This window comes from Vibrio rhodolitus (assembly GCF_003350325.1).
GTDB classification, from domain to species: domain Bacteria; phylum Pseudomonadota; class Gammaproteobacteria; order Enterobacterales; family Vibrionaceae; genus Vibrio; species Vibrio rhodolitus.
In genome coordinates this window covers 84,549-108,944 of record NZ_QLYZ01000016.1, presented here as the reverse complement: position 1 = coordinate 108,944, position 24,396 = coordinate 84,549, and the positions used below count along the sequence as shown (strand labels likewise).

The window sequence follows — 24,396 nt, the reverse complement described above, 5'->3', positions numbered from 1 at the left end:
AATTGGCTCGCTTACGAAGCGGTAAAAGAAATGTGGCAAAGTCTTAAGCGAGACAAACCCAAACAACCAAAACAACCAAAATAGAAACGACAGATACTTCTACTTTCTAAACAACTTTCAATCCAATCGAGTAATAAACGTTTGCTCATCATCCACAAAAGCAACAAAGCCACCGTAATAGATAAACACGCGCCCACGCCCCTCAACTAAGCAGGCAAGCTGTGGATTCAAATCCTCTTCGAGATCCTGACTTTGATAGGTACCAGTATCGGTCACTACGCCTCTGAGTTTAGGCAAATAGCCATAGGTGCGCTTAGCTTGATCAATTAGGCTCAGTTCACTGGTGACAGAGAAGCACGAAGGGATCTTACCGGCATCTTCGATAAACATCGTTTTCAGTTCTTCAAAAGCGGTAATCACCAACCAGTCGATGCCATTAACATGATGGATAAACATTTTCTAAAATACCTTGATTCTCTGCAATTCTGGGGCGGAGATGTTATCACTATCGAGGAAGATCGTAATAGAAATTTGTGGGTGCCAAATACGCAAATTCAGCATCAATTACGGACGCTTACTAGCGACCGTCTCGTTAGTCGCTGTGTTTACCTGAAAGTTGGCTGAATGGAAAGTTACCCACGATTATTTCACTCGCATCAGTTGATGTTGAATGTCGCCCAAATCGAACTCCAAGATTTGAGAACACTTCATCGCTTCAACCTGCTTTAGCATTAAGTCGTTGTAGCCTTTACGTTGCATCCACTGTAATGGGGTAGAAAAAGAGTCTTCATTAACGACAAAAGATTCCCCTTTCAATTGCCCAGTATAGACATGTACCACCCACATCCGAGCGCGAAAATCTAAACTATCAATCACTGCTTTTCGTAGCTTTGTTAGTAAATTCGACATTGAAATACCCCCTAAAAATTTAGCTCGTCACAATAGCATTTTTATTGTTTTGGATGAACCACGTAAAGTGTGAGGTTAAGTGTTGTCTCTAGCGGCTTAGACCTGTTATGTCTGCTAGGAATAAATTCTGTGCAGAAGTAAATGACACTATTTAAGACAAAAAAGACCCAGCGCACAACACGCTGGGTCTCTCATTCCATTTATTGCAAGCGCTAATTACTTGCCCTTTTTCATCATCGCCGCTAGATCTGCAAACGGGTTGTGCGTTGCCGCGACATGCTCATCTTGACCAGGCTTAATTTCGCTGCCGTAGCGATCATGCTCTAGGTACTTACTGTGCTCATGGTCGTGGCAATATAAGCAAAGCAGTTCCCAGTTACTGCCATCGGCTGGGTTATTGGTGTGATCGTGATCTTTGTGATGCACGGTTAGCTCGCGCAAGTTAGAGTAAACAAACTCACGTGCGCAACTACCACAAACCCAAGGGTAAAGTTTCAGTGCGCGTTCACGATAATCGCTCTCTTTGCGTTTATACGCCGCGCTGCTTCCGTAAAAATCTGACGACATTGTTGTAAGCCTCGGTATTAATTTGTAGCGATGCTACCACAGACCAGCAGCAACGTGATGAGCTGGATAACACTTCTTTGATCTCATTAGGCACAAAAAAGCCGAGAACAGCAGTCTCGGCTTTAAGTTATCGCGTTGAGTAATTACGCGTAGTATTGTTTGGCAATGTTTGCGCCAAGACGTGCGTTGTTTAACACAAGCTGGATGTTTGAATCTAGGCTGTTACCACCAGTTAGCTCACATACGCGAGCCAGTAGGAATGGTGTTGATTCTTTACCGAAGATGCCCTGCTCTTCTGCTTCTTTAAGTGCGGTTTCAATCGCTTCAGTGATCACTTGCGGTGCCATAGCAAACTCATGTGGAATTGGGTTAGCGATAACCACGCCACCTTTTAGACCCATTTCCCATTTCGCTTTTAGTGCAACTGCGATTTCATCTGCGCTGTCTAGGCGGTAATCAATGCCATGCTCACTTTCACGCGTGTAGAACGCAGGTAAGCTGTCCGTTTGGTAACCAATCACTGGCACGCCTTGCGTCTCTAGGTATTCGCGAGTTAGTGCAAGATCTAGAATCGATTTAGCACCCGCGCACACTACGGCAACGTTAGTGTTAGCCAGTTCTTGTAGGTCCGCAGAGATATCAAAGGTCTCTTGCGCGCCACGGTGAACGCCACCGATGCCGCCCGTTGCAAACACTTTGATGCCTGCCATTTCAGCAATAATCATTGTTGCTGCTACTGTAGTTGCACCATCTTTTTTGCCCGCCACCATAAATGGAATGTCACGACGGCTTACTTTCGTTACTGCTGTGCCAGCTTGACCTAGGTGACGGATTTGCGCTTCATCTAGACCCACTTTCAAACGACCACCAATAATTGCGATAGTCGCAGGAATTGCGCCTTGGTCACGAATAGTTTGCTCAACCAACAACGCAGTTTCAACGTTGCGCGGGTAAGGCATACCGTGTGAAATGATTGTCGACTCGAGAGCCACAACAGGACGGTTGTTAACAAGTGCCTCTGCAACTTCAGGTTGAATATCTACGTAATTCTCTAACATGGGGAGCTTTCCTCTAATAAACGTTGAACAGCATGTTCAGACATCGTTGCGTTAATAGTTTTTTCTGCTTTAAGCGCCAAGCATGCTGCCGCAAGGGCAAAGTCGACGCTTTGTTGCCATGACCACTGGCTCATATAACCATGAGCAAGACCAGCCATTAAGGCATCTCCTGCACCAGTTACGTTGTTAACTTGGGTCGCAGAAGCGGGAATAAATCGTTGTTCTGTCGCGGTGCTTGAGAATGCGCCTTGGCTTCCCAAACTGATCAGAAGTTGCTTCACGCCTTTGTCGTGCAGCGCATTGGCTACTTCTGGTAGCTGTTCTAGGCTGTCGATTTTGATCCCAGAAAGCAGTTCCGCTTCGATTTTGTTTGGTTTTAAGGTGTGGATTCGACCGAGGTATGGCAGCAGTTTATGCGCTTTTACCGAAGAGACCGGGTCAACAAAAATAGGCTTATCACTATGGACACTAAACAAGTAATCCAACGCGCTTTCCGACAAGTTGGCATCCAGCACTAAAGCGCCGCAGCGGCTTAACACGCCATCACGAGCTGCTAACGTTTCGCTGTTGAGTTGCTCAATTAACGCCATATCATTCAATGCAATTTGCATTTCGCCATCAGGACCATGAATCGAGAGATAGCTACTGGTTGTTGCGCCCGTAACAGTCACGCAGTGATCAACGCCGACGTTTGCCAGTTGGCAAGCTTGCTTGAGTTGCTCACCCCATTTATCGTCGCCGATCGCACCGATAAATTGCACTTGGCTACCTAAGCGCCCTAGGTTGTCTGCGATATTGCGTCCAACACCTCCTGCGCTACTGGTCAATGAGCCGGGGTTAGAATCACCCAGCACCAGCTCATCGTTAGAACGACCGCAGAGATCCATGTTCGCTCCGCCAATCACAACGGCATAACGCTCTGGGGCAATCACATAACCCTTGCCTTGAATAAAGCCTTTACGAGTTAGGTTCATAATATGCCCCGCGACTGCACTGCGGCTTAAACCTAACTTATCAGCCAGTGTTTGCTGCGCAATCATCGGATCTTGCTTTATTAGCGCTAAAATCTCGTTTTCCCGCTCTGTCATTGTGACCTCATTTCACCGGGTGCAACTACTGCACAACCAAACAATTGTTTGCAATATAAACACATGTTTATTTGACGCAAACGTTTACTTATAGATGTGTGAGAATATCCACAAAAAATCAGCGTTTTAATTTCAAACAACCAAACGTTTGCGATAGCAAAAAGCGTTCCTTTTATCGCCCGAACGAGCAATTTTCAGGCTTTACCGCCAATCCCTCGCCTAACTAACCATTGGTCGTTAATTGCCAACCATTCATCCCATGCTTTGACCATTTATCGCGCACATTAACCATTCATCGCATCGTCATGCAACGCGCTCGCAATACTCATATTCTGAGTGCATTCAACTAGAGAAAAGGAATTTGAGCCATGAAATCAGTTAAAACTCTACTTGCGGGTGCTGTTGTCACTGCACTGACTAGCTTCAATGTTTACGCCAACCCAACGCCTGAAATTTTGTCCGCTTACAACCAAGCCGCAGATGGCGATAGCGCGCTAGTCGATACCGTCTATGGTCAATTGAATGCGTTAATTGAAGAGCAAGGTGCTAAACCGCTAAGCCTTGTGTACTTAGGCAGCACAGAAACACTGCAAGGTCGCGATGCATTTATGCCTTGGAACAAGATGAAATATACCGAGCAAGGTCTCGCAACCATTGCCAAAGGTATCGCTTTGATTGATTCGTTGCCGCAAGACATTAACCAACAAGAACGTATTCAAGGTCTGCCTGAAGCCTACCTTGCGCAGGCAATGGCAGCAGTCACTTATACCTCTCTACCTGATCTGTTTAACCATTTTGAGCGCGGTTACGACCTGTATATCGAACTACTTAATCAACCGGACTTCGCCCATCAACCTTTCGCAGCCAGCGCTTGGGTTTATCGCACAGGTATCGAAGCAGCGCTCCGTGCAGAAGATCTCGCACAAGCCAAAGCATGGTTAGAAGTGATGATTGAACTTGATGTGAACCACGCGCAAACCCAAGCTGCGCAGGCCATGCTTGCTCAACAAGGCTAAGGTGACGAGATGATCAATTTCAAGCATATCCAGCGTCACTACCAGTTTGGCGGGCAAACCGTACCCGCGCTGAGTGATGTATCAGGCGAAATCTCGTCTGGGGAAATGGTGGCACTGTGTGGACCATCTGGCAGTGGGAAAAGCACCCTACTTAACATTCTTGGTCTGTTAGACATGGACTATCAAGGTAGCATTCAACTTAATGGCGCTCCGCTACCAAAAAATGCAAAGCAAGCGGCACAAGTTCGTCGCTCACAATTTGGCTTTATCTTCCAACGCTTTAACTTGGTGCCTGTGATGAGCGCGCTAGAAAATGTCGCTTATCCTCTGATGCTAAACGGTGTAAGCAAGACTCAGCAGCAAGTGCTGGCAAGCGAAATGCTAGAAACGGTTGGTCTTGGCGATTATCTCCATCATTTACCCGACAATCTGTCCGGCGGGCAGCAGCAGCGCGTAGCCATCGCTCGTGCGCTCGTGCACAAACCTGCCCTAGTGATCGCCGATGAGCCTACCGCGAGCTTAGATAGCAAAACCGCCAATCTGGTCATCGATATCATGCACCGCCTAGGCGCGGAGACCAATACCACCTTTATCGTTGCCACTCATGATGCGCGCATGGCAAGTCGTTGCGATCGCACCATTGAGTTGCTTGACGGCAAACTCAATCACTATCAATCAAACAACGAGGTGATTTCATGGGCAAGTTAATCCACGCCATCCTGCCAAATTCGATGCGTTTGGCATGGCTTAACCTAAGACGTAATCAACGTCGCACCTCGTTATCAGTTTTGATTGTGGCAATCACGGTGTTTGCATTAACCAGCACTGGCGGATTTGGGCTGTATACCTATGACAGCTTAAAACAAGCCACTGCGCGCGATATTGGTCATTTGGTTATTTCAACGCCAGATTACTTTAGCAAAGATGAAGAGATGCCCCTTGCCAATGGCTTAGACAATCCACAACCACTGATTAATCAATTGATGGCAAACGAGATGGTGCGCGGCGCGCAGCCAAGCATTGATTTTACTGGTTTGATCTCTAATGGTAACAAGTCGGCGATTTTCATCGGTCGCGGTGTCAATGACCGCGAATTCGATATGAAAGGACCGTTCCTTAATATGGAACAAGGGAAAACCCTTTCCAATATTCGCTCGCCACGCTACGACGCCACAGAGCCAGAAGTGATGCTAGGTAATGATTTGGCGCGTAACTTAAATGTCGGCATTGGCGACTGGGTTACATTGCTAGCAACCACCAGCGAAGGCGCGCTCAACGCTTACGATTTCAAAGTGCGCGGCACCTATTCAACGGGTGTTCCCGAGATGGATAAACGTCAACTCTACATTCACATCAATAGCGCCCAAGAGCTACTAGTAAGCGACAAGATCAGCACCATTTCAGTGTTTCTTTTTGAGCTTGAGCAAACCGAACAAGCACAAAGTGAAATCGCAACACTGATTGAAAGCCAAACGCAAAGCATGCAGCTGACACCTTGGTACGAGCGTGCATTCTACTACCAAAACGTGAAAAGCCTATATGACCGTATCTTTGGCATCATTGGCGCAATTATGGCGATGGTGGTGTTTGTTTCTCTGTTTAACACCATGACGATGTCTGTCACGGAAAGAACACGTGAGATAGGGACTTTGTCAGCGCTAGGCAGCTACCCTGCTGAAATCATCGCTGGTTTCTCACGTGAAGCTGGGCTCATGGCTCTTATAGGTAGCCTAATTGGCTCCGCTAGCGCCGCACTGCTCACGCTGTTTTTGATGCTCGCGGATATCCAAATGCCACCACCTCCGGGGATGAGCCAAGGCTACCCATTGACGATTTATTTTTCAGCTGAACTCGCCATCGTAGCATCAGCGGGCGTGATAACCATCTGCTTAATTGCTGCGTTTATTTCAGCGCGCAAAGGCGTAAACAAACCCATCACTGAGGCATTGATTCATGTTTAAACATTACCTAACTAAACTGTTCACTCGCGCTATCAAGCTCAGCTGTTTGCTTACCCTTGTTGCCACGCCAGCTATTGCCGCGCTCACCCCTTTGGATGTCAGTCAATTGCTGGAAAAAGCGGACGACTATCGTCTCGGCGAAGATGCCGCCAAGGTAGTTTCAGTTGTCTCTCTATTTGAGACTGGCGAGCTCACCAAAACCCGCCACTACCATGTGTACTCGCGCCCTGATGGCGAGTCATTAGTGGTGTTTAAATCCGCAGTCGAAGCTGGGCAAAAAATGCTAATGCTGCAAGATAACTTTTGGCTACAAATGCCAAAGAGCCGCCGCCCTATTCGCATTACGCCAATGCAAAAGTTACTTGGTGAAGCATCGGTTGGTGATATTAGCTCACTGACTTGGAGCCAAGATTACGTCGGCACTTGGGTCAAAGATACCCAAGTAACCGATGACAATGATCTGTCATACCCTACTCATCAGCTTGAGTTAGAGGCGAAAACCAGCAGCGCGAGCTATCAAAAAATTGACCTTTGGTTAGAAGAAGGTACCGGCTTTCCAATCAAAGCAGATTTGTATCTCCGCTCAGGCAAACTGGCTAAACAAGCTTTTTTCATCCGAGGTGTGCGCAATAACCAGCTCGCAGTAACTGCAATGAGCTTGTTTGATGCTATTCATAGCAGCAAAAAAACCGTGATTGAGTACCAATCGATTGAGCCTTGGCAATTAGCTGATAAGTATTACAACCCAAGCTTTTTAGCACGCAATAACACCACGGAGCTGTAGCTATGCAACGCCTGTTTTTTGGCGCCCTACTCGCCGCTAGCCCGGTACTATCGCAAGCACAAGAGACCTATTTAAATTGGGATTGGGCAGTATCGGCAAGTCAGAAACAGTTCACCAGCAGTGCTTTTATTGAACCAAGCACTGAGCAGCGTTCCCAGTTGGACGCCTTGCTTGATGTTGAATTTGCATACCAAAACTGGAGCGGGATCGGCACCCTCTATAGCCAAGATCTCTACCAATCCGATAACCACACTTGGTTTGAAGAGAGCGATTCACAACTGATTGTGCGCGAACTGGCTTGGCAAGGTGGCGTTGAACTCGGCACGCAGAGCTACGATCTCTCGCTAGGAAAAATTCGCCTAGACTATGGCGTCAGCTATGCTTACCGCCCACTGGATATGTTTAAGCCGTATCGGCAAAACCCCATTGGGCTTAGCGTTGAAGAAGGTGCGATGGTCGCCGCACTTTCTTCCTTTGATGCCACTGGTGAATGGTCGCTGCTCTATACCAATTCCCACTGGACTGACAATAAGGTTGAGCAGTTTGATCAAGCCACTCAGCAGCAAGGTGTTGGCGTGCGCCGCTACCAATTACACGGCGATAATGAATATCAGTTTATCGCCTACTATGACGATGTTAGACGCGGTGCGCTTGGTGCAAGTTGGGTGACAGTGCCATCACTCGCTTGGGAATTTCACACTGAAGCGTTGTGGCAAAAACAGAGCATGCAATTTGCTCAGCCCAACCAGCTATTCACACCAGTTAAGCTTGCCCAAGTTGGCGATGCATGGCAGGCATTGGCAGGTTTTACCTATACCGCAATGAGTGGGCATAGTTTTATTGGCGAATATTGGTATGACAGCCGCGCATGGAGCGACAGTGAATGGCAGCATGCCATTGAGCAAGGACAAGGGTTAAAACGATCAGCGCAAACTTACCCAATCGCCACCTCTTATGCGCAAGGGCTAAGCCATTATAATTTGACCCAGCACAGCGTGATGTTGCACTGGAGCTGGAATACCCAAACATGGCTGCAATGGCAAAGTGGCGATGGTTGGGCTTGGCTTGGCGATGTCACACCGAAGCTGGACCTGCTTATCTCTCCACAAGATGGCGGAGTCATTGCGACACAATGGCTTACATATCAATGGATTGATAACGGTGATCTATCAATAGATTTGGAATTCACTGCACGATTTTTAAGCGGAAAAAGTAATTCTGCTTACGCCCAGGTTAACCAAAGCCATACACTAACTTTTACGATTAAAGGAAAATTCTAGTGGACGTGTCGAATTTAGTCATTTGCCCCCGTTGGCGCAATTTCATTATTACCAGCTTGTTTTGTCTATTCGTCGCCGTCACCACTTATACGGTCTGGGGTGGCGAGGCTTATGTGCATGTCATGACCAGTTTCGGCTATGGTTACTCCGCTCTGCTATCCTCATTTTTTCTTAATAACGTGTTCCCCAGTCTACACTCTATGATCGAAACAGCCTTGTCGCTGACGATGTCGATTGTTTTAGGCTCGCTCAACGCTTGGTTCTGGCTCAATACCTATTTCGGCTCTAATCTGTCTGAGCTGCTGCCTGTGGTGATGCTAGGTATCGTATTCTCTGGGATGTGTTTTTACTATTTCTACAACCGAGAACAAATGGCAATTGCCGATAAACTATTAGAAGAGACTAAACGTAAGCAAGCTGAGCAAGAAAAGGCACTGATCCTCAGCCAACTAATGCAAATGCAGAGCCAAATTGAACCGCACTTTTTATTTAATACCTTGGCGAATATCAGTGCACTGATGTCACAAGATGTCGAGAAAGCGCGCATGATGCTCGATAAGCTCACCGAACTTTTGCGCACCACGCTGGCAAACTCCCGTTTATCTCAAACCACCGTCGCTGATGAAGTGCGCCAATTGGAAGCTTACTTGGCGATTCAAAAAGTGCGCCTCGACCACAGACTGCAATTTAACATCGAGGTTGACACTGCACTCGAACACACGATTTTGCCGCCAATGCTGATCCAACCCTTAGTGGAAAACTCAATCCAGCATGGCATTGAGCCCAAAGCGGCAGGCGGTGCTATTACGGTACAAATCTTTGCTGAAAACGACAATATGATTGTGAGAGTCAGTGACAATGGCATTGGGCTCAGCAACACGCCAAATACCAAGGGGCACGGCGTGGGTTTAAGTAACATCAAGCAACGAGTCAAAGGTCTTTATGACCAACGGGGTAGCGTTGCCGTAACCCAGCCTGAACAAGGTGGGTTTTGTGTTTCACTCTCAATACCTCTCGATATCAGACAAAAATTGGTTACCAGCTAGTAAAAGGAACGCCACAACGATGAAGACGATCACCGCAATTATCGCCGACGACGAACCCCTACTGCGCCATCATTTAGATCGCAGCCTCGCCGACCTTTGGTCTGAGTTGGAAGTTGTCGATATGTGCGGAGATGGCGTGCAAGCATTGGAAAAAATTGCCCAGCACCAACCCGATGTGGTGTTTCTCGATATTCGCATGCCAGAATTAGATGGCTTAGCCGTCGCTAAAGAGTTAAGTCGCTTGGCGCAGCAACCTTTGTTGGTGTTTGTTACCGCTTATGATGAGTACGCAATTCAAGCCTTTGAGCAAAACGCAGTCGACTATCTGCTCAAGCCGATTAATGAAGAGCGCCTAGAGCGCTGCTGCAAAAAACTTCAACAGCGTTTAAATTCTAATGGTAATCAACAAGCACCTGATATTAATCAGCTATTGGCGCAAATCAGCCAATTGACACCAAAACGCGAGCAATACCTAAGCTGGCTTAAGGCAAGCCAAGCTGACGATATTCATCTTATCGCGGTCAATGATGTGCTTTATTTTAAAGCTGAAGAGAAGTACGTTTCGATTTATACCGATGAGAATGAGTATTTGATCCGCACCCCTCTTAAAGAGCTGCTTAGCCAACTCGACCCCGAGCAGTTCTGGAAGATCCACCGCTCAACGGTGGTGAGAGTCGCCGCGATTGATAAAGTGAGTAAAGATTTTACTGGCAGGATGTTTGTCAAAATGCTCAATCACAAACTACCCGTTAGCCGTGCGCAGCAAAGCCTATTTAGAGGTATGTAGCAAAAGGTATGTAGTAAAAGCCCCTCTGTTGAGGGGCTTTGTTTTTGTGTTAGGACAACGGTCGGAGATAAGCTAAGAAACGCTTCTCTGCGTTTTTGAATATCCACAGAATGATGAACGTCAACGCCATATAGAACAAGCCTGCGGTGAGGAAAGATTCAAATGGCGCGTAGTAGCGCGAGTTCACCAAACGAGCTGCGCCCGTCAAATCGATGATAGTGACAATACCGGCCACCGCGCTGCCGTGCAGCATAAAGATCACTTCATTACTGTAAGCAGGTAATGCTCGGCGCAGTGCACTTGGCAAAATAATGCGGCGATAAGTCATAAACTTACTCATGCCATACGCTTTGGCTGCCTCGACTTCGCCTTTGGGCAAACCGTTAATTGCACCGCGAATGATTTCTGCGGTGTAGGCAGAGGTGTTTAACACAAATGCGACTAGAGCGCAGAACCATGCATTTTCCCATAAGGTGTCTTTAACTGGGAAAAACTGGTCCATACCGTAATAAATTAGGTAAAGCTGCACCAAAAGCGGCGTGCCACGGAAGAAGTAGATGTACGCCCAGCTTGGCGCCATCAGCAAGTAGTTACGGCTATTGCGTGCAATAGCGAGTGGGATCGCCACCATCAAGCCAAGGGCCAGAGCTAAACCAACCAACCAAAACGTAGTCCACAAGCCTTCAAGGTAAACGGGGAAGCTTTCGATAATTAATGAAAAATCCATTTTTCTACCTCGCGTGAATACTGAACTTGCGCTCAACTAACTTGAGTAAACCGGTCGAAACGCTGGTGAAAAATAGGAAAATAATTGCCACTGCCATGTAAAAGGTAAATGGCATCTTGGTGGAGCCCGCAGCCAGTGCGCTGACCCGCACCATATCTTCTAAACCGATAATTGACACTAAGGCCGTCGTTTTCAGTAGCACTAACCAGTTATTACCAAAACCGGGTAACGCGTGACGTACCATTTGCGGAAACAAGATTCGACGGAATGCCAATGTAGAACTCATGCCATACGCTTTAGCAGCTTCTAATTCGCCTTTGTCGACCGCCATAATGGCACCGCGAAATGTTTCAGCCATATAAGCGCCGAAGATAAAGCCAATAGTTAAAACACCAGCAATAAACGGGCTCACGTCGATATAATCCGGCAGATAAGAAACCCACTCGTGATCTGGGTTGCTTGAGGTAAACCACTCATTGAGCCACTCATTAATGGAGTAAAGGCTGTTGTTTAATAGAATTTGTCCGCCGAAGAAGATCAGCATCATCAAGACTAAATCTGGGATACCACGGATAATAGTGGTGTAAAGAGTCGCAATTGCGCGCGCCCAGCGATAAGGAGCAAGCTTAGCCAGTGCACCAAGCATGCCTAACACAACGGCAAGCAAAAGGGATAGTAGCGCCACTTCGATAGTGACCAGTGCCCCTTTTAAAATAGAGGCTTCATATCCTTGAAGATCCAGCATAGGTGAGTTCCTTTCCCTAAACTCTAAATCGACCGTTGACTACCTCTAGGAACACGTCAACGGTCGCTCTAAGCCAATAAACTAATTATTGACCGTATACATCGTACTTGAAGTACTTCGCTGCAATCTCTTGGTAAACGCCTTTTTCACGTAGAGATAGAATAGCTGCATCCAGCTTTTCAGTCAGGTCTTTGTCTTGCTTGCGAACCGCAATACCAAAACCTTCACCAAACCATTTCGGATCTGTCAGAGAAGGACCAACAAACTCATAACCTTCACCGCCTTTGGCATTTAGTACGCCTTCTTCCAGCGCTGATGCATCACCAAGTACCGCAGCAATACGACCGTTAGCAAGATCTAGGTAAGCTTCATCAAATGAGCCGTAACGAACAATCTCAACATTATCGTAGTTGTCCGTTAGGTACTTATCGTGAGTTGTTGCACGTTGTACACCGATTTTCACGCCGTCTAGGTTGTCAAAATCTAAACCCGCGCCTTTTTTAGCGATAAATTGGTTAGGGATCAGCGCGTATTTGCCTGTGAAGTCGACTTTCTTTTTACGTTCTTCAGTGATCGACATTGCCGCAATGATCGCATCGTATTTACGAGCCAGTAGCGATGGAATAATGCCGTCCCAATCTTGCGCGACGATCTTACATTTCACTTCCATCTCTTTACACAGTGCGTTGGCCATATCCACATCAAAGCCCTTAAGAGAGCCGTCCGCTTCTGTCCAGCTAAACGGAGGGTACGCACCTTCAATACCAAAACGAACCGTCTTCCATTCTTTCGCTTGTGCCATGCCTGTCACTGTTGTAGCTGCAAGTGCCGCTACTACTAACCACTTTTTCATTTCCATACTCCTGTGATTTATAGTGTTTATTAGTTAATTGTATTACTTGATGTTGTGTTGCTCTGCCTAGCGATTATCTCGTTAAGGCAGTTAATAAATTGACGATATAAATTGTTGTAATCGTTCTGATTCTGGATTGGTAAACAGTTTCGCGGGATCGCCCTGCTCTTCAACTAGTCCTTGGTGAAGAAACATCACGTGATTAGATACGTCGCGAGCAAATGCCATTTCGTGGGTCACGACCAACATGGTACGACCTTCTTCAGCAAGATCACGCATTACGCCAAGTACCTCGCCGACCAGCTCAGGGTCAAGCGCCGACGTTGGCTCATCGAACAGCATCACTTCAGGATCAACCGCTAAGGCACGAGCAATCGCTGCACGTTGTTGTTGACCACCTGACAAGTGACCTGGGTAGTAATCTTTTCGCTCATACAGCCCAACCTTCTTTAACAGTAGTTCTGCATTTTCAATCGCCTGAGCTTTAGGCACACCCAATACGTGAACTGGGGCTTCGATCACATTTTGTAGTACGGTTAAGTGTGACCAGAGGTTAAAGCCTTGGAAAACCATCGCCAGACGAGAACGGATTCGCTGGACTTGCTTTTCATTGGCAGGCACCGCCTCACCTTGGCGGTTGTGTTTCATTTCGATCAATTCACCATTGACCCAAATTTCACCTTCTGTGGGGGTTTCAAGGAGGTTAATACAGCGCAAAAAGGTACTCTTTCCTGAACCAGACGATCCAATGATGGAGATAACGTCACCTTTATGTGCTTCGAGAGAAATGCCCTTAAGAACTTCGTTTTGACCGAAAGTTTTATGCAAGTTATTGATATTTAGCGCTGGTACATCATTCATGCGCTGCTACTCCCTGTAATTTTGTCTTGGTCAAGCCTTTAATAATTAACGACTTGATTGCATGGATCCTTCCATTTGCCATCAAACTAGCACTAACCCCTTAAACATGCAACAAATTATTAACCTACACAAAATCAATATATAACTACTTTATATGACTAATAATGCACAAAATAGTTATTGCTACTTAATTGCATGCATAGGACGAAGTTAGTCGCGAAAATGACAATTGACTCACTTAACATTTATTAAACACAGATAGCCCCTCAAATTCGCCTCCAATTTATGTTGCATTTTTGTTCAACAGATGAATATTACGTTTGGTTTGAGTTACATTTCGTAATCTATTTTCAGTATTTAGCGCCTAAATCAGTCAATCCTTAACCAGGTTGCGTAGTTTTCTTTCACATTCTTTCATAAAGTGATCTAAATCAATCACTCTTAAGGGTTAGCACGTTAAACTCCCGACGGACAAAAGCCTCAATAGACGCTTTTTTGTCCGCTTCTTCGTCTATTCTTAAGCACATGCAGTACGTGCCGCTTAAAGGGCAAAAAGGATTTCTTGTAAGAAGCTATACCTAGGCAGCTTGGAGCTGCAGGCAAGTACCAGAGAAAATTGTCGGGCTTGAGTTTACAAGCTCATGATTTGATTAAATTTGGTTAACCCTGCCCCAGCGAAAGATGTAAATGGTATATGAACAGACGTTTTACGCAGTCGCTTAAATAAAAACAAAACGAGCGACTTAAAATAAATCACTAACTTTTAATATGAGGAATCTATGTCAGACGCAGTCAATAAGCCGCACTCTGATTCGGATATCGAAAACAAGAGCTATCGCGAGCTGCATCGTCCGTCATCGGAATTTGCTTCACGTTCCGATTACCTAGATCACGAACTTCAAATCATGAAGCCACGCCGCTTTGGTCTAAACCTACCTGGTCGTGACTTCCGTTTCGAGCTTGAGGACTTAGTTCCAGCTCTTGCGGGTACTATCGGCATCATCGCGATGTACTCAGCAGTAATGATGTCTTGGGCAGAAGGTCTGACAGCTGCTTGGGATCACGTAAACCTTGGTAAAGAGTTTGCGATTGAAGTTGCGCGTGTAGAGATGCTTATCCCTGCATTCCTATTCTGTGTTCTAGCATCTGGCTTTATTAACCCGAAGGCAAACCTTGCGGGTAACCACGGTCCGATGATCCCACTTATCGCGACTATCGCGCTAGCGGGTGCGCACCCTCTTGCTCTTGCTATCCTGATCGGTGTATTCGGTCTGATCTTGAGTTTCCTAAAAGGTGGTTCCAAACTGGTTAACCTTACCTCCGAAGGTACAGCAGGTGGCTTGCTTATCTTCCTAGGTCTAACCGGTACTATGAGCCAAATCACCTCGATTCAAGAGTGGGCAGTAGGTCTACAATCTGACACAGTTGCAGCAGGCAGCATGGGTTACGTAGGTCTGATCGTACTAGCAGTGACTATCGTTCTTTACGCATACCTTGCAAAAGTGAACAAGCGTTGGCTAGCGATCCCTGTGTGTGCTTTCACAGGTCTTGCAATTGCATTGGCATTTGGCGCTGGTTTCGACATCAAATTCGTTACTGAAACAGGTCTACCTAACCTAAACCCAGTTTACTGGTGGGGCAGCACTGAAGAAGGTTGGATGCTAGGTCTACCTAACATGCAACACTTTATCGCGTCTCTACCATTCGCAATCCTTGCAGTAGCGATGTGGTCTCCAGACTTCCTAGGTCACCGTATCTTCCAAGAACTGAACTACCCTAAAAAGACTGAAAAAGTTCTTATGGACGTAGATGACACTATGACTATGTGTTCTATCCGTCAAATGGTTGGTACAGCTGTAGGTGGTGGTAACATCACTTCATCTTGGGGTACTTACATGATCCCAGCTGCGATCGCTAAGCGTCCTATCCCAGGTGGTGCGATCCTTCTTGGTCTAATCGTAATGGCAGTAGCTATCCTTGGTTTCCCAATGGACGTAGCAGTATGGCCACCAGTAATGCGTGTAGCACTACTAGTAGGTGTATCTCTGCCTCTACTAGAAGCGGGTATGCAAATGGTTAAAGACTCTAAAGACTCACAAGCTGCAGGTATCTGTATCTTTGGTTCTGCGGTAGTTAACCCTGTACTAGCTTGGGCACTAACCATGCTACTAGACAACAACGGTCTAATTGGTGACAAAGAGCGTGCAGCTCGTCTAGGCTTTGTTGATAAAATCGTAATCCCAGTAGGCGTACTAGTAATCTGTCTAGTTGCAATGCTTGCTGTTGGTATGCTTGAAGATCAGTTCGGTATCCCTGCACTGCTATAATTTTTGAGCTATAAATGAAGGGGACGCGATTATCGCGCCCCTTTTATCAAATAATTTTAGTATTTGTTGATTTAGTTTAAGGTTTCAAAAATTTTTTAGTGTAACCTTGAATTTGAACTGGTAAGATTCCATATAAAGAGTAATGACAATTTCTATAGGTTTTTGATCGATTACAAACAGCGATCAGTAAAGGCTATACATATTGTTATTTTAAATAAGAGTGTACTGTTCCTCATACCGAGGATAGCTGGCTCAGCGGCGAAACCAGTACGTGTTTTTTCTACTAAAAAGGTAGGTATGTCATGGCAGAGCAATTTGCTAAAGCTTGGGAAGGTTTTGCACAAGGTGATTGGCAAAACGAAGTAAACGTACGTGATTTCATTCAGAAGAACTACACTCCGTATGAAGGCGACGAATCTTTCCTAGTTTCTGAAGGTACTGAAGCAACTAACAAGCTTTGGGCTAAGGTAATGGAAGGTATCAAGATTGAGAACTCAACTCACGCACCAGTTGATTTCGATACTGACCTTATCTCTACCATCACTGCTCACGATGCAGGCTACATCGAAAAAGATCTAGAGACTATCGTTGGTCTACAAACTGACGCTCCTCTAAAGCGCGCTATCATCCCTAACGGTGGTATCCGCATGGTTGAAGGCTCTTGCAAAGCGTACGATCGCGAACTAGATCCTCAAATCTCAAAAATCTACACTGAATACCGCAAAACTCACAACGCTGGCGTTTTCGATATCTACACTCCTGATATCCTAGCTTGTCGTAAGTCTGGTGTTCTAACTGGTCTTCCAGATGCTTACGGTCGTGGTCGTATCATCGGTGACTACCGTCGTGTTGCACTATACGGTATCGACCGTCTAATGAAAGACAAACTGGCTCAATTCAAGTCTCTACAAGAGCGTTTTGAGAACGGTGAAGATCTTCAGATGACTATGCAGCTTCGCGAAGAAATCGCTGAGCAACACCGCGCTCTAGGCCAAATGAAAACTATGGCTGCTAAGTACGGTTTCGATATCTCTGGTCCAGCTACAACTGCACAAGAAGCTATCCAATGGACTTACTTCGGCTACCTAGCTGCTGTTAAGTCTCAAAACGGTGCTGCAATGTCTCTAGGTCGTACTTCGACTTTCCTAGACATCTACATCGAGCGTGATATCGCTGCTGGTAAGATCACTGAAGTTGAAGCTCAGGAAATGATCGACCACTTCGTAATGAAACTACGTATGGTTCGTTTCCTACGTACTCCTGAGTACGATGATCTATTCTCTGGCGACCCAATCTGGGCTACAGAGTCAATGGGTGGTATGGGTCTTGACGGTCGTACACTAGTTACTCGTACGAACTTCCGTTTCCTAAACTCTCTATACACAATGGGTCCTTCTCCAGAGCCAAACATCACTGTACTTTGGTCTGAGCAGCTACCTGACGGCTTCAAACGTTTCTGTGCTAAAGTATCTATCGATACTTCATCTATCCAGTACGAAAACGATGACCTAATGCGTCCAGACTTCGAGTCTGATGACTACGCAATCGCATGTTGTGTATCACCAATGATCATTGGTAAACACATGCAATTCTTTGGTGCTCGCGCTAACCTTGCTAAGACTCTTCTATACGTTATCAACGGCGGTGTGGATGAGAAACTTAAGATCCAAGTTGGTCCAGAGATGCCTAAGATCCTAGACGAAACTCTAGACTTCGATGACGTTTGGGGCAAACTAGATCACTTCATGGATTGGCTAGCTAAGCAGTACGTGACTGCACTAAACAGCATCCACTTCATGCACGACAAGTACAGCTACGAAGCTGCACTAATGGCTCTACACGACCGTGACGTTCGTCGTACAATGGCTTGTGGTATCGCAGGTCTATCTGTTGCAGCTGACTCTCTATCTGCAATCAAGTACGCGAAAGTTAAACCAGTTCGTGACGAAGATGGCGTAGCTATCGACTTCGAAATCGAAGGCGACTACCCTAAATTCGGTAACAACGATGCTCGCGTAGATGACATCGCTTGTGAACTAGTTGAAGTGTTCATGAACAAGATCCGTCAGCTTAAGACTTACCGTGATGCGATCCCTACTCAGTCTATCCTAACTATCACTTCAAACGTGGTATACGGTAAGAAGACTGGTAACACGCCAGACGGTCGTCGCGCAGGCGCTCCATTCGCACCAGGTGCTAACCCAATGCACGGTCGCGATGAGAAAGGTGCTGTAGCTTCACTTACTTCTGTAGGTAAACTACCGTTTGCACACGCTAAAGATGGTATCTCTTACACCTTCTCTATCGTTCCAAACGCACTAGGTAAAGAAGAAGACAGCCAACGCGCTAACCTTGCTGGTCTAATGGATGGTTACTTCCACCACGAAGCTGGCATCGAAGGCGGTCAACACCTAAACGTGAACGTTCTTAACCGTGAAACTCTAGAAGACGCAGTTAAGCACCCTGAGAAATACCCTCAGCTAACAATCCGCGTTTCTGGTTACGCTGTACGCTTCAACTCTCTAACTGCAGAGCAACAAGCTGACGTAATCGCACGTACTTTCACTGAGTCTCTATAATTCTCAGCTGAATGATTGATAAAAGCCTCGCGTAAGCGGGGCTTTTTTACATCTGTCTCGGTCCGACACTAAATTGTGAACTCACCACAATAGTTAGTTCAATTCTGCTTTGCCCATCAATACATAAGCATGCTCCAGCACCTATAATTATTAATTAGATAAGCCATCAATTGGTCTTGATACTAGGGGGTAGCAGCGCATGATGAAAACAGCTTGTGGTTTTGTTCTAATTAGCGCGTTATCGACTCATTTTTGCTTTGCAAGCCAACCTACCCTAACCGCTACCTTTGATAACGACGGGCTATTCGGCGTCGACCGCGAATACACCAACGGGCTTTTTCTCTCTTACACCAGTGCCGAGCTCCCGTTAGACAACCGTCTCACTTCGCTCAGCTTATCGTCCCAATCTTTAGATAAATTCGAAGTGATGTTAGGGCAAAAAATGTATACCCCGCGCGACCTTTTTGCCTCAGAACCACTGGTCAATCAGCGCCCTTATGCCGGTCTGCTATACAGTGAATTAAACTATTTGACCATTTTACCTCAGCGCACTGCACGTTATAACGTCACGCTCGGCGTGGTTGGGGAAGACTCTTTGGCTGCGAAAGCGCAGCGTCTTGTACATAATATTACCAATTCCGAATACCCCAATGGCTGGGATTATCAGGTTGAAGAAGGTTTAGTCTTTAATCTCGGATATCTCAATCATTATGCTCTCTATCGCGCGTCCAGCAGCAACTCAACACAATTTGAAATCTCTAACATTAGTGAGATTAATGGCGGCAATTTACGCAGCGATATCTCATCAGGGCTGATGCTGAGATGGGGAGAAAATTTAACGGGGAGCCTCGGCGCGGCAAATATTGATAGTGAACGTAACTTTCGTCCTAGTGCACTAGGAAACGCGAAACAAGCTTGGTTTCTTTATTCTGGCATTGAATTGATGTACCGCTTTAACGACATCACGCTTGAAGGCAACCGACCTGGCATCGAAAATGAACAAAACTTCCCTATCACACTCGACCACACACAAGCCGGTGCTGTAATGGGAGTTGCTTGGTATAACCATCAATTTGGAGCCAGTTTTAGTGCCAATATACGCACAGCAGACTATCAACAAGCCCTAAGTGATTACCACGCAAATGCATCATTTTCAGTCTTCTTTTTCTTGTAGTGATGCCCGCCCTCACTTAAGAGCGGCTAACGATTCGCCGAATGCCATATCTTGATGGAATTATTCGTCAAGAAGCACGTATAACCCTATTTAATCAGGGTGATTTGTAATAAAATAACGTTCAAATAATTGCTAAAGAGATGAGCTCATGTCAACAATTGGTCGTATTCATTCTTTTGAATCATGTGGCACTGTCGATGGCCCTGGAATTCGTTTTATTGTCTTCCTTCAAGGCTGCTTAATGCGTTGTAAATATTGTCATAACCGCGACACGTGGGATACGCATGACGGCAAAGATGTGACCGTTGAAGAGATCATCAGCGAAGCAAAAAGTTACCGCCACTTTATGAAAGCTTCTGGCGGTGGCATTACCTGTTCAGGCGGCGAAGCAATGCTGCAACCGGAGTTTGTTCGCGACTTTTTCCGCGCAGCGCAGGCAGAAGGTATTCACACCTGCCTAGACACTAACGGCTACATCCGTAAGCACACCGACGTGGTCGATGAAGTGCTAGAAGTAACGGATCTGGTTATGCTTGACCTTAAGCATATGAAGGATGAGATTCACCAAGACTTTATCGGTGTTTCTAACCGTCGCGTACTCGACTTTGCTCGCTACCTACATCAGAAAGGTCAAAAGACTTGGATTCGCTACGTAGTGGTGCCAGGTTACACCGATGAAGATGAAGCCGCGCACATGCTGGGTGAATTCATTAAAGACATGGACAACATCGAAAAAGTTGAGCTACTGCCATACCACAAGCTAGGTGCACACAAATGGGAAGCGCTAGGCTTTGAATACCCGCTAGAGGGCGTAAACCCGCCGCCAAAAGAGACGATGGAAAACATCAAATCGATTCTTGAGCAGTACCATCCAAACGTTAAGTACTAATCAAACTTCGACTACGATTTAAATTGAACAAGGCACTTAAATAAGTGCCTTGTTGCTTTTCTAAAGTCGAAATTATTTAACTTCAAGATTAGTTAATTTCGACATCCTCAAAATGAAACTTCCCGCTATCAAGCGGCTGCTTATGCTCAACCTTGCTAGTGAAATCTAGCTGGTTTAAATCAACCCGACGAATCGTACTGTCATGCATGGTTTTGTAGAACAGTAAACCGTTACCCTGATCAATCACCGAGGTCCACTGGGTTGCGCTTGGCAAATCTGCAATGTGGCTCTTGTCACTAAATTCACTGCCAATTGGAATATCAAAGTTATTCAAGATATGAAAAGCTTGCGAGACTGCCTGCTGACCATTTTTCAGTTCTGGGGCAGTATTAACGTAAAACGCAGCTCGTACAAAACGTGATGGTGGCGAGATATCACCTGGCAGACCGACAAAAGCAGAACCAACACCGAAAGAGCGTGCGGTGACCCCATTGATTTGCTGATCGCTGCTGCTACCCGGACGCAGGTTAATGTAGTTATTCAGGTTGGTGACTTGCCAAGCGTAGTCTGGTGAGTTGGTCAGCACCTTAGCGCTGTTTTTATGAATGTGGATTTCACCCTGATTCATAATCTCAATCACAATGCTATTGCCGCTTTTGTCAGAGACGCGCCAGTGAGCCGTGGGTGAAGGGTTACCCTGCTGATCAAAATAAACCGTGACAATCTTGATTTTATGCAACGCCGCTTCAACCTGTTCAACGGTTTCAAACTGACTAAGCATCCAACGAACAAAGTCCATATCTGTGATGTTGTTGGCACGATCATTTGGCTGATACTCGGCTAAAGAACCGTAGTTGCGAAAGTAAAATAACCCGGCACTAAGACCTTTTTCGTTAACCCCTTCAGCAATAAATTTGTCATCGCTAACAGAAATGCCTGCAAAGCCATATTTGCTCTGCCAATTTAAGCCCTGTTTTTGATCTGGCATAGTGGATGTGTAAGAGTAGTTACGCGGCGAGATAATTAACTTACTGTTTAAGTCACTATGACCCCATTCAATAGTACGAGCCTGAATATAATCATTGTTGGTTGTTGAAAGCGAGATACCCGTGCAGGCATGCGCTGAATAGTGAAAGCAAGAAGCGAAAAGTAGCGCCAATATCGATTTTTTCATAGTTAAACCATACTTGAACTTAACGATGTAATGCCTACGAGCAAAAACTGTAGGCGACTACCTTAACGTTACGCCTATATCTGCATAGAGACAATGTCGATTTAGCGAAAAACAATTCCAAGTGACACAAAGTGCAAAATGGAGGCGCGCAATGGAACTAAGCAATCTGTGGATGTGGATACTTGCCCTCCTGCCCCTTGCGCTTTGCTTTGGCGACATACGAGATAACTTCTACCCAAAACTCAAAAGCGAAAGTCGTTTTCAACATCTAACCTTTGCCGCCTGCTTTGCTCTCTTCCTGCTATGGTCTGCAGAGGCGGGAGTTAAACAGGGTCTCGATATTCACTTTCTCGCGTTAACTAGCCTAACCCTGATGTACGGCTGGCGTATCGCCTACCTACTCTGCTTTCCTATTACTCTCAGCTTGAGTCTGTTCGGCTCGTTAACTATTAGCGCGATGGGGCAATATTTACTGCTGTCTTGTTTGGTCCCTATCTTAATCAGCTATGCTGTCTTTCTACTCAGCTATCGCTATCTTCCGCGCAATATCTTCGTTTATATCTTTGTCGCTGGTTTCTTTAACGGTGCCCTTGCTGGCAGTGTTCACCTAGTCGCAACCGGATTATTTCAATTGCTCACTGATGTGCATGATTGGACTACCATCGTCGACAATTATCTGATCTTTATCATACTGCTGGCTTTCCCGGAGGGGTTACTAAACGGTATGGCTGTCGCGGTGTTGAGTGTGTTTAAACCCGAATGGCTGAGAACCTTCTCAGACCGTGATTACATCTATAATCATTATCACAAAAAATAAGTAAAAAGTTTTCATTTTTGCTCATAAACATGTGTTGAGATCATGTTTCAAGTCACAACAACAGGCTAACCTAAGCACATTAAAGATGTACTAGATTTACGAGGTCACCCCAATGGAAATGACAAACGCTCAACGTTTGATTCTATCTAACCAGTACTACCTGATGTCACAGATGGACCCAGAAAACGCTCAAAAATACAAGCGCTTACAAACAATCGTCGAACGCGGTTATGTATTACAAATGCGTGAGCTAAACAAAGATTTTGGTTGTATCGAAGAGCAAGAATGTCGCGAAATCATCGACATTATGGAGATGTATCACGCGATGCAAGAATCTAACAATATGTTAGAAGAGCATGAGCGTAAAGACGTTGACCAACGCCGCCTACAGTTCCTAGGTTTTGACTGTGGCACTGAGTGTAAGCTAGTGCATTACGTACGTTTCTTGGTGGATTCTGAAGGTCTTTACCCTCAATTTGAGAAAGGCGAGCATAACTTCAACGCGCAAATGCCAATGTTGGAAAAATACCGCCGTATGTTAGCAACATGGCGCAAATGCCCACGCCAATATCACTTATGTGCTAACGAGCTAAAACAGATCTTCAACGCGTAAGCGTCTGATAAAAAATAAAAATAGAATTGTTCAAAAGCTACTCCCATGAGCAGCTTTTTTCTTACCACGCCAACTTAAAACAGATAAACAAAAGTAATGTTGGTCGCGGTATTAATGCCAGATTCAATCAGCGGACTGTTCTCAATATCTCCCTCAAGATTGGTATAGCGAACCCCGCCCCCGACACGAAAGTTTGGTGTTAGGTGCATATAACCTGAAAGCCCAATAAAATACTGACCATCCCAATCTGCATCAAACGCCTCGATTCCAGCGCGCTGCGCCTCTGCCGCACTGACACCATATAAGTGGTTGTTAATTTTATCGCTATTGTACGAATAGCCGATACTTGGTGTTAGTCCCCAGCCGCGCCCACGAAACGGCAAACGCCATGCCGCTTCACCGTATAAACCATTATGAGTCCCACCAATATCAGTCCCTGCAGTGGTTTCAAACATACCAACCATGGTGATCAACTGATAGCTAACTCCACCAAAAATGGTTGCATCACGCTTGTCCATTTCTCTGATTACAGGGTCATTTGAATCACCCGGCTTTAGCGTACGCGGATCGTAGGCAGCGCGAAAAACGATATTATGCGTCGAGCCGATCGGATTTAAGCGGTAACCGGCACTAAAACCACGCATAAAAAAGTGAGTACCTTCATAGCCAATCACTGGAATAACGGCTTTATTTGAAGGGGTATCTTTATACACTGCCGGTGAGTAGGAAGCACCAACACCCAAGGACCATTGGCTCACGTTTGCCTGTGCCGCCGTAGAACCACACCCCAACATCAACGCCACGATAGGCAACCACTTATTTTTCACAACCTTTCCCATTCAATACACCAAAAACAAACCAAATGATAACGTATGACGTATTGTTATTCAACCCAGCAAGAAAAGTGGCAAAACGACTTTTTTACAGGCAAGTTTTTGAATTCTCTACGCAGTTGAAACTATCCATCGAGCCAAGCCGTATAAAAGGTTGTCTTCAGACATTAGGCTGATTGGGAGTAAAGGACTAAGCGATAATTTTGCAAATAAACACATATTTTTTAAGCAAAATTAGAAATCCCCACTAGTCTTAATTAATGAAGGATGTGTAATTTTTAGCGAGTTGTTTGTCAGTTTGACAGGTT

General features: G+C 45.7%; 24 protein-coding genes. 13 read left to right on the top strand and 11 right to left on the bottom strand.

Features of this window, described 5'->3' with window-relative positions; all coding sequences use genetic code 11:
* Nucleotides 1-117: 117 nt before the first annotated feature.
* The 5 genes from DPF93_RS15095 to DPF93_RS15075 form a co-directional block, all read right to left on the bottom strand.
* Nucleotides 118-456 (bottom strand): cytosolic protein, encoded by a 339-nt coding sequence (locus DPF93_RS15095; protein WP_114766955.1) that lies wholly within the window; start codon nucleotides 454-456, stop codon nucleotides 118-120.
* A gap of 186 nt (nucleotides 457-642) precedes the next feature.
* Nucleotides 643-909, bottom strand: a complete 267-nt coding sequence (locus tag DPF93_RS15090) for a hypothetical protein (RefSeq protein ID WP_114766954.1) — start codon at nucleotides 907-909, stop codon at nucleotides 643-645.
* A 216-nt stretch (nucleotides 910-1,125) separates the two neighbouring features.
* The gene (locus tag DPF93_RS15085) at nucleotides 1,126-1,476 is read right to left on the bottom strand and encodes a YajD family HNH nuclease (RefSeq protein WP_114766953.1); all 351 of its coding nucleotides are present in this window, start codon (nucleotides 1,474-1,476) and stop codon (nucleotides 1,126-1,128) included.
* Between the two features lie 143 nt (nucleotides 1,477-1,619).
* Nucleotides 1,620-2,534 carry a pseudouridine-5'-phosphate glycosidase gene (locus DPF93_RS15080; protein ID WP_114766952.1) on the bottom strand — a complete coding sequence of 305 codons (915 nt, stop codon included), beginning with the start codon at nucleotides 2,532-2,534 and terminating at the stop codon, nucleotides 1,620-1,622.
* The gene (locus DPF93_RS15075; RefSeq protein ID WP_114766951.1) at nucleotides 2,528-3,622 is read right to left on the bottom strand and encodes a PfkB family carbohydrate kinase; all 1,095 of its coding nucleotides are present in this window, start codon (nucleotides 3,620-3,622) and stop codon (nucleotides 2,528-2,530) included. Before DPF93_RS15075 ends, DPF93_RS15080 begins: the two co-directional genes overlap by 7 nt.
* Nucleotides 3,623-3,990: 368 nt before the next feature.
* Between DPF93_RS15075 and DPF93_RS15070 the strand changes: the two genes are divergently transcribed.
* Genes DPF93_RS15070 through DPF93_RS15040 form a run of 7 tightly spaced genes read left to right on the top strand, consistent with a single transcriptional unit; the run spans nucleotide 3,991 to nucleotide 10,496 of the window.
* Nucleotides 3,991-4,638: a hypothetical protein gene (locus tag DPF93_RS15070; RefSeq protein WP_114766950.1), complete on the top strand. Its 648-nt coding sequence runs from the start codon at nucleotides 3,991-3,993 to the stop codon at nucleotides 4,636-4,638.
* Between the two features lie 9 nt (nucleotides 4,639-4,647).
* Nucleotides 4,648-5,346: an ABC transporter ATP-binding protein gene (locus DPF93_RS15065; protein ID WP_114766949.1), complete on the top strand. Its 699-nt coding sequence runs from the start codon at nucleotides 4,648-4,650 to the stop codon at nucleotides 5,344-5,346.
* The gene (locus DPF93_RS15060) at nucleotides 5,334-6,599 is read left to right on the top strand and encodes an ABC transporter permease (RefSeq protein WP_114766948.1); all 1,266 of its coding nucleotides are present in this window, start codon (nucleotides 5,334-5,336) and stop codon (nucleotides 6,597-6,599) included. The genes DPF93_RS15065 and DPF93_RS15060 overlap by 13 nt, the downstream gene beginning before the upstream one ends.
* A complete protein-coding gene (locus DPF93_RS15055) occupies nucleotides 6,592-7,383 on the top strand; it encodes an outer membrane lipoprotein-sorting protein (RefSeq protein ID WP_114766947.1) in 792 nt (263 codons plus the stop codon). Before DPF93_RS15060 ends, DPF93_RS15055 begins: the two co-directional genes overlap by 8 nt.
* A 2-nt stretch (nucleotides 7,384-7,385) precedes the next feature.
* On the top strand, nucleotides 7,386-8,663 hold the full coding sequence (locus tag DPF93_RS15050) for a hypothetical protein (RefSeq protein WP_114766946.1): 1,278 nt from the start codon (nucleotides 7,386-7,388) through the stop codon (nucleotides 8,661-8,663).
* Entirely contained in the window at nucleotides 8,663-9,709 is a 1,047-nt protein-coding gene (locus DPF93_RS15045) for a sensor histidine kinase (RefSeq protein ID WP_114766945.1), read from the top strand. The genes DPF93_RS15050 and DPF93_RS15045 overlap by 1 nt, the downstream gene beginning before the upstream one ends.
* A gap of 19 nt (nucleotides 9,710-9,728) precedes the next feature.
* On the top strand, nucleotides 9,729-10,496 hold the full coding sequence (locus DPF93_RS15040) for a LytR/AlgR family response regulator transcription factor (protein ID WP_114766944.1): 768 nt from the start codon (nucleotides 9,729-9,731) through the stop codon (nucleotides 10,494-10,496).
* Between the two features lie 49 nt (nucleotides 10,497-10,545).
* Here the strand turns inward: DPF93_RS15040 and DPF93_RS15035 are convergent, their stop codons facing one another.
* From DPF93_RS15035 to DPF93_RS15020, 4 genes are all read right to left on the bottom strand, one after another.
* The gene (locus DPF93_RS15035; protein ID WP_114766943.1) at nucleotides 10,546-11,223 is read right to left on the bottom strand and encodes an ABC transporter permease; all 678 of its coding nucleotides are present in this window, start codon (nucleotides 11,221-11,223) and stop codon (nucleotides 10,546-10,548) included.
* A gap of 4 nt (nucleotides 11,224-11,227) precedes the next feature.
* Nucleotides 11,228-11,968: an ABC transporter permease gene (locus tag DPF93_RS15030; protein ID WP_114766942.1), complete on the bottom strand. Its 741-nt coding sequence runs from the start codon at nucleotides 11,966-11,968 to the stop codon at nucleotides 11,228-11,230.
* 85 nt (nucleotides 11,969-12,053) lie between these two features.
* The gene (locus DPF93_RS15025) at nucleotides 12,054-12,821 is read right to left on the bottom strand and encodes an ABC transporter substrate-binding protein (RefSeq protein WP_114766941.1); all 768 of its coding nucleotides are present in this window, start codon (nucleotides 12,819-12,821) and stop codon (nucleotides 12,054-12,056) included.
* Nucleotides 12,822-12,911: 90 nt separating this feature from the next.
* Nucleotides 12,912-13,682: an ABC transporter ATP-binding protein gene (locus DPF93_RS15020; protein WP_114766940.1), complete on the bottom strand. Its 771-nt coding sequence runs from the start codon at nucleotides 13,680-13,682 to the stop codon at nucleotides 12,912-12,914.
* A gap of 779 nt (nucleotides 13,683-14,461) precedes the next feature.
* On the opposite strand from DPF93_RS15020, the gene DPF93_RS15015 reads away from it, so the two are divergent.
* The 4 genes from DPF93_RS15015 (at nucleotide 14,462) to pflA (ending at nucleotide 20,651) form a co-directional block, all read left to right on the top strand.
* Complete coding sequence (locus tag DPF93_RS15015; protein WP_114766939.1) at nucleotides 14,462-16,009, top strand: DUF3360 family protein; 1,548 nt, start codon at nucleotides 14,462-14,464, stop codon at nucleotides 16,007-16,009.
* A 302-nt stretch (nucleotides 16,010-16,311) separates the two neighbouring features.
* The gene (pflB, locus tag DPF93_RS15010; protein WP_114766938.1) at nucleotides 16,312-18,588 is read left to right on the top strand and encodes a formate C-acetyltransferase; all 2,277 of its coding nucleotides are present in this window, start codon (nucleotides 16,312-16,314) and stop codon (nucleotides 18,586-18,588) included.
* 199 nt (nucleotides 18,589-18,787) lie between these two features.
* Entirely contained in the window at nucleotides 18,788-19,762 is a 975-nt protein-coding gene (locus DPF93_RS15005; RefSeq protein WP_341866798.1) for a lipid A deacylase LpxR family protein, read from the top strand.
* Nucleotides 19,763-19,910: 148 nt separating this feature from the next.
* Entirely contained in the window at nucleotides 19,911-20,651 is a 741-nt protein-coding gene (gene pflA, locus DPF93_RS15000) for a pyruvate formate lyase 1-activating protein (protein WP_114766936.1), read from the top strand.
* Between the two features lie 88 nt (nucleotides 20,652-20,739).
* Here the strand turns inward: pflA and DPF93_RS14995 are convergent, their stop codons facing one another.
* Nucleotides 20,740-21,825, bottom strand: coding sequence for a linear amide C-N hydrolase (locus DPF93_RS14995; protein ID WP_114766935.1), 1,086 nt, complete (start codon nucleotides 21,823-21,825; stop codon nucleotides 20,740-20,742).
* A gap of 151 nt (nucleotides 21,826-21,976) precedes the next feature.
* On the opposite strand from DPF93_RS14995, the gene DPF93_RS14990 reads away from it, so the two are divergent.
* Together DPF93_RS14990 and DPF93_RS14985 are read left to right on the top strand one after the other, a co-directional pair.
* Nucleotides 21,977-22,642: an energy-coupling factor ABC transporter permease gene (locus tag DPF93_RS14990; protein ID WP_114766934.1), complete on the top strand. Its 666-nt coding sequence runs from the start codon at nucleotides 21,977-21,979 to the stop codon at nucleotides 22,640-22,642.
* Between the two features lie 112 nt (nucleotides 22,643-22,754).
* A complete protein-coding gene (locus tag DPF93_RS14985) occupies nucleotides 22,755-23,255 on the top strand; it encodes a YfbU family protein (protein WP_114766933.1) in 501 nt (166 codons plus the stop codon).
* A 74-nt stretch (nucleotides 23,256-23,329) separates the two neighbouring features.
* Here the strand turns inward: DPF93_RS14985 and DPF93_RS14980 are convergent, their stop codons facing one another.
* Nucleotides 23,330-24,082: a MipA/OmpV family protein gene (locus DPF93_RS14980; RefSeq protein WP_425275309.1), complete on the bottom strand. Its 753-nt coding sequence runs from the start codon at nucleotides 24,080-24,082 to the stop codon at nucleotides 23,330-23,332.
* Nucleotides 24,083-24,396 lie beyond the last annotated feature (314 nt).

What these genes read in the sequence shown, in the direction of transcription:
- DPF93_RS15095 (WP_114766955.1), bottom strand. Translation starts at nt 456, where the DNA reads ATGTTTATCCATCATGTTAATGGCATCGACTGGTTGGTGATTACCGCT.
- DPF93_RS15090 (WP_114766954.1), bottom strand. Translation starts at nt 909, where the DNA reads ATGTCGAATTTACTAACAAAGCTACGAAAAGCAGTGATTGATAGTTTA.
- DPF93_RS15085 (WP_114766953.1), bottom strand. Translation starts at nt 1,476, where the DNA reads ATGTCGTCAGATTTTTACGGAAGCAGCGCGGCGTATAAACGCAAAGAG.
- DPF93_RS15080 (WP_114766952.1), bottom strand. Translation starts at nt 2,534, where the DNA reads ATGTTAGAGAATTACGTAGATATTCAACCTGAAGTTGCAGAGGCACTT.
- DPF93_RS15075 (WP_114766951.1), bottom strand. Translation starts at nt 3,622, where the DNA reads ATGACAGAGCGGGAAAACGAGATTTTAGCGCTAATAAAGCAAGATCCG.
- DPF93_RS15070 (WP_114766950.1), top strand. Translation starts at nt 3,991, where the DNA reads ATGAAATCAGTTAAAACTCTACTTGCGGGTGCTGTTGTCACTGCACTG.
- DPF93_RS15065 (WP_114766949.1), top strand. Translation starts at nt 4,648, where the DNA reads ATGATCAATTTCAAGCATATCCAGCGTCACTACCAGTTTGGCGGGCAA.
- DPF93_RS15060 (WP_114766948.1), top strand. Translation starts at nt 5,334, where the DNA reads ATGGGCAAGTTAATCCACGCCATCCTGCCAAATTCGATGCGTTTGGCA.
- DPF93_RS15055 (WP_114766947.1), top strand. Translation starts at nt 6,592, where the DNA reads ATGTTTAAACATTACCTAACTAAACTGTTCACTCGCGCTATCAAGCTC.
- DPF93_RS15050 (WP_114766946.1), top strand. Translation starts at nt 7,386, where the DNA reads ATGCAACGCCTGTTTTTTGGCGCCCTACTCGCCGCTAGCCCGGTACTA.
- DPF93_RS15040 (WP_114766944.1), top strand. Translation starts at nt 9,729, where the DNA reads ATGAAGACGATCACCGCAATTATCGCCGACGACGAACCCCTACTGCGC.
- DPF93_RS15035 (WP_114766943.1), bottom strand. Translation starts at nt 11,223, where the DNA reads ATGGATTTTTCATTAATTATCGAAAGCTTCCCCGTTTACCTTGAAGGC.
- DPF93_RS15030 (WP_114766942.1), bottom strand. Translation starts at nt 11,968, where the DNA reads ATGCTGGATCTTCAAGGATATGAAGCCTCTATTTTAAAAGGGGCACTG.
- DPF93_RS15025 (WP_114766941.1), bottom strand. Translation starts at nt 12,821, where the DNA reads ATGAAAAAGTGGTTAGTAGTAGCGGCACTTGCAGCTACAACAGTGACA.
- DPF93_RS15020 (WP_114766940.1), bottom strand. Translation starts at nt 13,682, where the DNA reads ATGAATGATGTACCAGCGCTAAATATCAATAACTTGCATAAAACTTTC.
- DPF93_RS15015 (WP_114766939.1), top strand. Translation starts at nt 14,462, where the DNA reads ATGTCAGACGCAGTCAATAAGCCGCACTCTGATTCGGATATCGAAAAC.
- pflB (WP_114766938.1), top strand. Translation starts at nt 16,312, where the DNA reads ATGGCAGAGCAATTTGCTAAAGCTTGGGAAGGTTTTGCACAAGGTGAT.
- DPF93_RS15005 (WP_341866798.1), top strand. Translation starts at nt 18,788, where the DNA reads ATGATGAAAACAGCTTGTGGTTTTGTTCTAATTAGCGCGTTATCGACT.
- pflA (WP_114766936.1), top strand. Translation starts at nt 19,911, where the DNA reads ATGTCAACAATTGGTCGTATTCATTCTTTTGAATCATGTGGCACTGTC.
- DPF93_RS14995 (WP_114766935.1), bottom strand. Translation starts at nt 21,825, where the DNA reads ATGAAAAAATCGATATTGGCGCTACTTTTCGCTTCTTGCTTTCACTAT.
- DPF93_RS14990 (WP_114766934.1), top strand. Translation starts at nt 21,977, where the DNA reads ATGGAACTAAGCAATCTGTGGATGTGGATACTTGCCCTCCTGCCCCTT.
- DPF93_RS14985 (WP_114766933.1), top strand. Translation starts at nt 22,755, where the DNA reads ATGGAAATGACAAACGCTCAACGTTTGATTCTATCTAACCAGTACTAC.